Raw genomic sequence first — 9,597 nt, forward strand, 5'->3', positions numbered from 1 at the left:
ATTTTTTAATTATGATTGATCTATCCGCTTGGTAAGTTAGCTCTTATGCATTTACTTCCTTACAAAGTCTTTATTGTAAAATCATTAGTGGTCAAACCTTTAGTATTTGAAAACGTGGAGGTTTTATTCCGCGACTTCTGATTTTTTCAGTTAGAATAAGACATCGCTGCTTTGACTCGTACCGCAATTATAGCGAGCATTTTCATGCATAAGAAAGCCATTCTTTGTCCACCATTTTAAAAATTAAACTTCTGTTCATTTCTTCAAGTGAATGACAGCCCGATGCAGCCAATAATTCCAAAAAATCTTCCAATATGTTTTTTTGGTAATTTCTGACTCTTTTCCATTTTTCAGAAACCACCAAACCTCTCACAAATTTTGGATTATTTGTGGCTACTCCAGTAGGACATTCATTAGTGTTGCATTTAAGAGCCTGGATACAGCCTAAGGCTAGCATCATACCTCGGGCAGAATTACAGACATCAGCCCCGATACAAAGGGCTTTGAAAATGTCAAAAGCTGTAAATATCTTGGTAGCAGTAATAACTTTTATTTCTTTTTTGAGATTGTATGCTTTAAGGGTATCGACAACGAAAATCAATGCATCTTCCCAAGGCATACCTACGTAGTTTGAGAAATCTATTGGAGCAGCACCCGTGCCACCTTCCGCACCATCCACGGTTATAAAATCTGGTTGTATACCTGTTTCAACCATTTTTTGACATATTTCTATAAACTCCTGTTTACTTCCTATGGCAAGCTTAAATCCAACAGGTTTACCGCTAGATAATTCTCTCAATTGCTGAACAAACTTCAATAGGCCTACAGCATCACTAAAAGTAGAATGCCCGGGAGGTGAGAGCACGGCTATATGTGGTGTTATGCCTCTTATTTTAGCAATTTCCTCATTATTTTTAGTAGCGGGAAGTACTCCTCCATGTCCTGGTTTTGCACCTTGAGATATTTTGATTTCAATCATTTTAACCTGCTCCCAATTTGCCTTTTCTTTGAATTTTTCTGCATCAAAATTTCCATTAGAATTTCGACAACCAAAGTAACCTGTACCGATTTCCCACACTAAATCTCCACCTTGTAAATGGTATATTGATATTCCCCCTTCGCCTGTATCGTGAAAAAAATTGCCCGCTTTTGCACCTTTGTTTAATGCTTCAATGGCATTATTACTCAAAGCTCCAAAACTCATGGCTGAAATATTGAAAAGACTAGCACTGTAAGGTCGTTGGCAATCTTTCCCACCTATGACTACCCGAGGTGGTGTATCCATTTTCTTTGCGGGATAGTTGCTGTGTTGCATCCATTTATAATCATCAGCATATACATTAAGCTCAGTGCCAAAAGGGTGTGTTTGGGTTTGCTCTTTGGCTCGTTCATAAATGTAAGTGCGGTGATTCTTATCAATGGGTTTGCCTTCAGTATTGGATTCTACAAAATATTGATGAATCTCAGGACCAATCATTTCTAATAAGTATCGCACATGACCAATTATTGGAAAGTTTCTGAGTATCGTATGTTTTTTCTGAAATAAATCATAGAATCCCAGTATCACCAGCAATACTACAAAAACAAGAAAACCAGGTAAAGGCCACAAAATAATACCGATGAGAACGGCAAAAATAAACATGGAGATAAATGTGAACTTAATAGCTTTCTTCATAATGATTTATAATAATTCCCGCAAATAGTTTACATCGCTCTTCGTCGTATCTACTATTTCTGTGAATTTTCCATTCACAATCAATTTTGCCATGGATGGAGCAAAACCCGTCATTTGTTCAACCCGCTCTATTCATTAGAAAATCTCCCGATTTTATCGGGACCGTAGCTAAATTGCTTCAAATCAGTTTGAACTCAATCACCAGATTAGCTCAGGGTAAACCGCTATGCTAATCTCGTTTAAATGTCTGATTTATCCCACTTTAAAACTCATTGCGATTCTCCAATGCATAAACCGGATTTAACAGTTCATTATCTCATAGTGTTTCAGATTCTTTAACCTGATGAATAACCCTTTGTGGGAATGGGATTTCAATCCCTTCTTTATCAAAAACGATTTTAATCCTTTTTCTAAGCTCTCCAGTTACTTCCCATTGTTTAAGTGGTTGAGTTTCTCCAAGAATCTTTAGTACAATGGAAGAATCTGCAAAGTCATCCACCCGTAAAAACTGAGGAGGTTTAATTATAAGTTCTTTCCATTGAGGGTCTTGGGACAATTCATCACCTATTTTGTTAACTATTTTTATTACATGCTCTAAATTAGAGTTATAGCCTATTCCAATGTTCAAGTTTACCCTTGCAAAATCTTTTGAAAGATTTGATACCTTTTTAATTTCACCATGGGGAATATGATGAACTGTTCCATCCAGATCCCTTAATGTTGTCATTCGCAAACTAATGTCCTCTATCAATCCACTTGTGTCTTCAATGATAACCACATCCCCTATACGATATTGATTTTCCAGAATAATAAAAAAGCCGGAAATAATATCTCGAATAAGATATTGCCCACCAAACCCAACAGCTAATCCGATGATTCCAGCACCAGCCAATATGGGACCAGTCGGGATTCCGAATTCCTGTAAAATCATCAATACCGTGACAATCAAAATTATTATTCGGCTTGTCCATGTGAAAATGCTTATGAGTGTGTCTTCTCTTTTTTCTTCAGCATCTTTTGACAAATACTTGTCGGAAACGACAGCAACTCTTACCATTTTGTCAATGGAACGTTTTAAAAATCTATTTAGAATGTACGTACCAATGATAATAAACAAGATTTTTAGTCCATGTGTTAAAAGCCATGGGAAGATAAACTCTGTCCACTTCATAATTTTTTCTTCCATTTTTGTTGATTTTAATTGGGCTTACCAAAATGCCTATTTTCCAGTATCCCTTATCTTACCAGCGGTTAAAAGCCAATTTCGAAATCCTTAAAATGTAAATCTTTATTCAGGAAATAATGGAGTTCAACTTTTGAGTTTTTGGGACCCCAATAGCAGCATCAGCTTGTATTTCAAAGTGTCTCGATGGCTATTTCTTTGCAGTAGGCTTCATGCATTTGCGGTCTCTCTTGTTTGCATTAGATTTTCACATTTATATGAAGCCTTTTACACCTAAAAAGCTTAATAACTCAATTAAACTGGACTCAAATAGTCTACTAAGCCTCTACAATCATCTTTCCAGTATTATCTCCTTTAAATAGACCCAGAAGTGCTTCTGGCAGTTTTTCAAACCCATGCTCTATGGTTTCAGAAAATTTCAACATGCCTTCTTTTACCCATTTTGCCAACTCCTTATGACCTTGCGGAAAATCAGATTGAAAGTTGCTTACTATAAATCCCTGCATTAATACACTTCGAGTTAATAGCATAGGTTGCAATCTTGGTCCCATTGGGATTTCTGTGCTGTTGTATAAGGCTATTTGCCCACAGAGTGGAATCCTCGCATGAAAGTTAATATTGCTAATAACTGCATCGGAAATTTCTCCGCCAACATTGTCAAAATAAATATCTACTCCTTTTGGACAAGCCGCTGCGATGGCTTTTTTAATGTCAGGATTTGTTTTGTAATTAATGGCATCATCAAAACCAAACTCTTCTTTTAGTGATTTAACTTTTTCGTCAGTGCCAGCTATACCCACTACATGGCAGCCATTTATCTTAGCAATTTGGCCTACTACTAAGCCCACTGCACCAGCAGCACCCGACACTACAACAGTTTCGCCTGCTTTGGGTTTGCCTATATTCATCAATCCAAAATAAGCAGTAAGCCCCGTCATGCCTAATATGCTGAGATAGTAACTTGCCGGAGCAATATTTGTATCTATCCTCTGAATATCCTTTTCCGCTGCAATTACGTTGGTTCGCCAAGGCAGGTTTCCGCTTACTACGTCTCCTATTTTAAAATTGCCCGATTTACTTTCTATTACTTTTGCCACTACGCCACCACTTAGTGGTTTTCCAATTTCAAATGGAGGTACATAAGATTTAGCATCATTCATGCGGCCTCTCATGTAAGGATCTACAGAATAATACATTCCTTCTAATAGTATTTCATCTTTAAGGATACTCGGTAATTCAACATTTTCCAATTTGAAATTTTCTAGCGTAGGGAAGCCCACTGGCCTGGATGCTAATGTAATTTGTTTTGTGGTCATTTTTTTTAATTTAAAATTTGAAAATTGTGCGAATTTTTCACTCTAATAAATGTGTCTTAATAGTTCTTTTCCTTACCTGCGATAGTTTTAAGGGAAGCTGTTAATTTATCAACTGCATCTGATACTGCCTCTTCTGCAGTATCAGCTTGGCTAGTGACAGCAATGGGTTGCTTTCCTTCTTGCCGGGCTTCAATCATACAGTGTATGTCGTTCTGTCCTGTTTTATTTCCATTTTCGTCAGAAAGATGTACTTCTATTCTTGATATGTGAGAACTAAACCTGCTTAGCTCATTATTTATCTGAGCTATAAATGGAGCGGTGTCTTCTTCCTTACCACTTATGGTTTTGTCGGTATTAAATTGAACTGTCATAATTGTTTTTTGATTTGTAAATCTGAAATAGGATCTCTACCGATTTAATTCTTAATATCGAAATATTGCTGCCAACCCCGTTTTAGAAGGCATATCTTGCTTTGGGATAATTAAAACGTCGGATCCATTCTTTTTTGCCATATCGGCTATGTCATCCAACTGGTCGTCTGTTTCGAGCTTATTAATAACTCCATTTTCAATAGAAGCTGAATTGCTATTTATAGCTTTACCCGGTATAATCCGACCGGCCTCAATAAGTATTGTAGCTACCTTACCTTCTGCCATTGCTTTGAAAGCTGTTTCCATATCATCGGTACCCTTATTATTCGCTTTGGCCTGAGCAAATTCTTCTGAAAGGGTTATCACTTTTAGTAAGTACACAGGTTCCATCACTTCCCAAGCCATTTTCACTAGGTTATCAATGGATAAACTTTCCGGATTTTTAAGGATGCCTTCTTTTAAAAGAAAGGGATTATTGCTAACCTCATGGAAAAGGTTATGATGCTCGGGCAAGGCCGCCAATATAAGAGGTAGCTCGGTAGGCTTAGAAAAAGTTTCAAATATTTCTTCACTTATAAAACGGAAAAACTTCTCTGTATCATTATCTATCTGATCTTTTACTCCTCCATCACCATGGTGCATGCTTCCATTACCCACACCGCCATAGGATGCAACGGTAGTATGTTTTTCAGTCACTTCCTTGCCCAGTACTTCTGTAAGGTTTTTTGGCATATCATCAGGTAATGAAATTTCTACCAATGAGTGCCTGTTACCTTCAAAAAGCTGAATCCTGTCGAGGCTTAGACCTAACACTTGATAGCGGTCTGTGGTTTGTAAATATTGACGGAGTGGTTTTGTATAAAAGCTATTAGCAACAATCGCTAGTTCTTTAAAACTATTTTGTAAACCTACTACCTTGAATACGCCAGGTGCACTAAATATAGCGATTCCAGGTGTGGTATGGTTCCAGAAAGCTTCGTCCTTTATGAGTAATTCTAATGGTTGTAAATGTTGTTTGACCTCATTTTCAGAATATTGTTGCAATAATGATTCCTCCAGTTCCTTAAGTAAATGTCTATAAACTATTGGATCCTGTTGGTTTTCAGGATGACTTTGATGCGTAGGCATGTAAAGTGAAAGGCAAGTTTCATTGTTTACCGTCAGAAGTTCTTGCAACATTTTTTTACTAAGTATTTTCATAATTTGTTTTTCATATTGTTGTTTATGTTCCTAAAGAAAAATTGAATATCACTTTGGAACCGTCAGGAGCGATAGCTAGCATTTGAATAATGCCATTTTGTGCAGAAAGGAGAGCCTTATCAATATCTTTTGGTGTTTCAACTGGCTTTCCATTTATATATACAATTATAGTATACTTAGGGATACCTATTTGGTCGAAAAAACCGCCCCTTTTTACCTCCGTAACGACAACACCTGAATTGATATTTAACTGTTGTTTCTGCTCTCTTGAAAGAGACGCAAAACCAGCTCCGAGTTTGTTATATATATTTTCAAGTGATTCGTTTAGGTTAGTTGAGGTTTTTGTAGATTCATCACTTTTTAAAGTAGCCGAAGTAGCATAGACTGTGCCTTTACGTAAATAGCTCAGTTTAATTGTATCCTCAGGTTTATGCCTCGCTATCCTTTCCGAAAATTCTGCTGATGAAGTTATTTTAATGCCATCAACACTTTGAATTATATCGCCTTCTTTTAGCCCTGCCGCTGAGGCGGCACTATTATTTAACACACTTGTTATATAAACACCTTTTACCGTAGATGGGTTGAGCCCCTGTTGCTTAAAAAATTGATCCTCAGCAGAAGGTGAAGGGAACGACACACCCAATATTCCCCTTTTTACCTCACCATATTTTTTTAAATCGTCCAATATTTTTTTAGCAAGATTAACAGGAATGGCAAATGCATAGCCAGCGTAACTGCCAGTTTGTGAAGCAATTGCACTATTGATACCAATAAGTTCACCATTTAGATTTACCAATGCCCCACCACTATTTCCTGGATTTATAGCTGCGTCTGTTTGAATAAAGGATTCAACTGCCGAATTCAGGATTTGCGAATTATCATTTGTGTTATAGCTTTCTTGACGGTTAATAATTCCGATGCTTCGTGCTTTTGCACTTACTATGCCGGCTGTAACCGTTGTATTAAGTGAGAAAGGGTAACCAACAGCCAATACCCATTCGCCTACTTCTACGATATCCGAGTTTCCAAATTTTACGGTTGTCAGCCCAGTAGCATTGACTTTTAATAGTGCTAAATCTGTATTTGCGTCTTGTCCAACCAGTTTAGCGGTAAATACACGTTTATCGGGAAGTATAACTTCAATTTTGGAGGCATTTTCTATTACGTGATTATTGGTGGCTATATAACCATCTGCATCAATAATTATCCCAGAACCGGAACCCATAGCCAAGCCGTTTTTGCCTGATAATTCATTATAATTGCCGGTAGCATTTCCTGAAGCTGGGTATATTGTTTTTATATGCACTACAGAAGGAGTTACGGCTTTTGAGGCTGTAACAAAATCTCCCATTTCATCTTGTGATTTATGGGTAGTTTCTATAGCTGAATGAGCAATGGTATCACTAAAGAAACCCTTTTCTGAGCTGGCTTCATTGTAACAGCTAACTAAACTTGTTTCTATACCAATTAGTATTATTACCAAAATCAATAATGAACTATTTTTCATATCATTTTTATTTACTTCCAAGCATAGTTGGTTTTCTAATGGTTCTACCACCAATTAAAAGGTTGTAATTATTGACAACAAAAGACTATTTAGCAGTATCATATCTTTCATAATAGTTCTGTAGGCTATTTTCATAATGGTTGCTAATCTCTTGACGGTAAATATATTCTGGACTATTTTTTACTTGTTGTTCAGATAAAACAACAATCACCGAAGCCGTTTCCCAGTTTATTTCCTTGATCCATTTTGGGGATATCAAAACCTTTTTTCCGGGAAACCAATTACCGGTATCAACTACTAAGAAATTGATTTCCCAAGTTTGGTCATCTATGATAAAATCTTCAACATCACCTATTTCACCGTCAGAAGCTTTAATGCTATAGCCGGTTACCTTTTCAGTACTTCTTAAATGCTGATCTATCTCATTTTCCTTACCCTCTGCTTGTATTTTATTTTGAATAGCATGATTGAGCGGCAATGAGGAGGAACTCACCATTCCAGAGTTATCTATTCCACTAGCCCATATTCCGCTTTCCCAATAGTTTGTCCATGAATAGTATCCATATAGCTCGGTTTCCTGATGTCTTGATACGGGCATATCAGTATCAATGTTAGGGCTGCCTTTAATCTGCTCCAAGGTAAGCTTCACTGGGAAAATCTTATTCTCCCAATCGGGTGTAAGTAAAGCCTCTGACGACACCAATATTTTTTTGCCCAAGAGCCAGTTTCCAGTTTCTACTATTAAATATCGAATAGTCCAAGTTTTATCATCAAAGTAAAACTCTTTTACTTCACCTACAATTCCGTCTGTTGCACCTATTGTAAAACCAGTGAGACTTTTTATTTTCCGTTTCATAATTTTGCTTTTTAGATTTATCATTTTGCTCAAAACAGCCTCTCCATTTCTTTCCTGAATGAGAATCTATTTAATAGCTCTGTTAAATCTTACATAAAATAATCATTCCTAAAATCTTCACGTTCGTAAAAGCTCGCAAAGGTACCCGAACCCGGAATAGATTGATCTCGCTTGTAATGGCGAAGCAAGATTAATTCGTTCTCAAAATCTATAGCGTCTCCTTTCTTGAATCGTTTAGTTTTAGCAAAAGTCGAGCTGTCAATTTGATCGGTATTTACCAATTTGTTTTTCTCATCAATAATTACCATTCCAATAGGAATAATCAAGTGATTCTCTCCTTCTTTATTTAGAAACTCATGGACGCCCTCGCTAACAGAATTTTGATAAGTTTTGAATCCCTCTTCAATCAAAGTTTCATCAACTTCGACATCAAGATAAACCACACGTTCTGCAGTCTTATTTACTAGCAAATGATCTACTTTCCCAATGATGCGGTTATTTGAGTCTTTGACCTCCCAGCCACGTACATCTTTATAATTTTCGGCCACTTGATAATCCGACAATTCGTCAAGATTAAAAAGGTTTTTATTTGTTACTGACATTTTTTATTTCTTTAAAAGATAAACTAGTTCATTTTTTGAAGCAGATCTGAAGCCTTTGAAAAGTAATTTTTAACTGCATCTTTTTGGTCAAGTGTAAGTATTCCTGGCTTTATTGATGCTGTTGCACTTTGTAATTCTTCAACCTCAGCTCCTAAGCTTGGGTAATTCGCTTTTTGGATGTTTTGTAATACATCGTTTAAAATCTCACCTGCCTTTTTAATATTATCTGCGTGGGTTGTTTCAAACGGGTCTTTAACAATCATTTTTGCATATTTTTCTACTTTTCCTAAACTCTCCTTTACATCAAAGCCGACCTCGTTGGCCATAGCACTTGTAGCCAAGGTGAGTTTAAGTAGAGCATCATTTGTATATGCGTGGCTTAGACTCATCTCGTCCTTACTATGATCTATAAAGTTTACATAAGACACCACAACGGCATTTTTTTCTTTTACAGCTATTAGATCATTTTCATTAGTATGATTAATGGATTGGGCTTCATTTGCCGAATCTTGATTGTTATTATCATTATTTAATAGGAAATAAAACAGTAATGACACAACCAGAAGGCTAAAAAGTAACCAAGGCCAAAGCTTTCTCTTTTGTTCAATCTTAATTTCTGCCATGATAATTTATATTTGAATGTCCAGTTTATTTTTTGCAAATATTTAAAATTTAAAGTTCGGCAGGTTTCTTGGAATAGGATTTACACAATTTTTGTAGATGCTTACATCATTGACAGATCAGGACTTTAAGTTTACAAAAGCTCCGCTGCTATCTCCTTCTAAAAGGCTCCTAGCATTTTATTATGCATCAAATTTTCATTTTTAGGGAAGGCTATATGGCGTGGTAACAAAAAAGGTGTAAACCTAAAAATCCCGCTTAAACAG

Annotated in this window: 9 protein-coding genes; all 9 read right to left on the bottom strand. The window is 36.5% G+C overall.

Going from position 1 to position 9,597, the window contains the following annotated elements:
- Positions 1 to 202: 202 nt before the first annotated feature.
- The 9 genes from ACTBZY_RS05515 to ACTBZY_RS05555 all read right to left on the bottom strand — a co-directional run bounded on the left by ACTBZY_RS05515 (position 203) and on the right by ACTBZY_RS05555 (position 9,333).
- On the bottom strand, positions 203 to 1,675 hold the full coding sequence (locus tag ACTBZY_RS05515) for an FMN-binding glutamate synthase family protein (RefSeq protein ID WP_463045338.1): 1,473 nt from the start codon (positions 1,673 to 1,675) through the stop codon (positions 203 to 205).
- Between the two features lie 316 nt (positions 1,676 to 1,991).
- Complete coding sequence (locus ACTBZY_RS05520; protein WP_463045339.1) at positions 1,992 to 2,861, bottom strand: mechanosensitive ion channel family protein; 870 nt, start codon at positions 2,859 to 2,861, stop codon at positions 1,992 to 1,994.
- Between the two features lie 314 nt (positions 2,862 to 3,175).
- Positions 3,176 to 4,174: an NADP-dependent oxidoreductase gene (locus ACTBZY_RS05525; protein ID WP_463045340.1), complete on the bottom strand. Its 999-nt coding sequence runs from the start codon at positions 4,172 to 4,174 to the stop codon at positions 3,176 to 3,178.
- Between the two features lie 56 nt (positions 4,175 to 4,230).
- A complete protein-coding gene (locus ACTBZY_RS05530; RefSeq protein WP_463045341.1) occupies positions 4,231 to 4,545 on the bottom strand; it encodes an HPF/RaiA family ribosome-associated protein in 315 nt (104 codons plus the stop codon).
- A gap of 51 nt (positions 4,546 to 4,596) precedes the next feature.
- Positions 4,597 to 5,745 carry a baeRF3 domain-containing protein gene (locus ACTBZY_RS05535; RefSeq protein WP_463045342.1) on the bottom strand — a complete coding sequence of 383 codons (1,149 nt, stop codon included), beginning with the start codon at positions 5,743 to 5,745 and terminating at the stop codon, positions 4,597 to 4,599.
- Between the two features lie 22 nt (positions 5,746 to 5,767).
- The gene (locus tag ACTBZY_RS05540) at positions 5,768 to 7,252 is read right to left on the bottom strand and encodes a trypsin-like peptidase domain-containing protein (protein ID WP_463045343.1); all 1,485 of its coding nucleotides are present in this window, start codon (positions 7,250 to 7,252) and stop codon (positions 5,768 to 5,770) included.
- 85 nt (positions 7,253 to 7,337) lie between these two features.
- Positions 7,338 to 8,108: a PRC-barrel domain-containing protein gene (locus tag ACTBZY_RS05545; protein ID WP_463045344.1), complete on the bottom strand. Its 771-nt coding sequence runs from the start codon at positions 8,106 to 8,108 to the stop codon at positions 7,338 to 7,340.
- Positions 8,109 to 8,197: 89 nt separating this feature from the next.
- A complete protein-coding gene (locus ACTBZY_RS05550) occupies positions 8,198 to 8,710 on the bottom strand; it encodes a PRC-barrel domain-containing protein (RefSeq protein ID WP_463045345.1) in 513 nt (170 codons plus the stop codon).
- A 23-nt stretch (positions 8,711 to 8,733) separates the two neighbouring features.
- Complete coding sequence (locus ACTBZY_RS05555; protein ID WP_463045346.1) at positions 8,734 to 9,333, bottom strand: hypothetical protein; 600 nt, start codon at positions 9,331 to 9,333, stop codon at positions 8,734 to 8,736.
- Positions 9,334 to 9,597: the final 264 nt, after the last annotated feature.

Source organism: Arcticibacterium sp. (assembly GCF_055134445.1).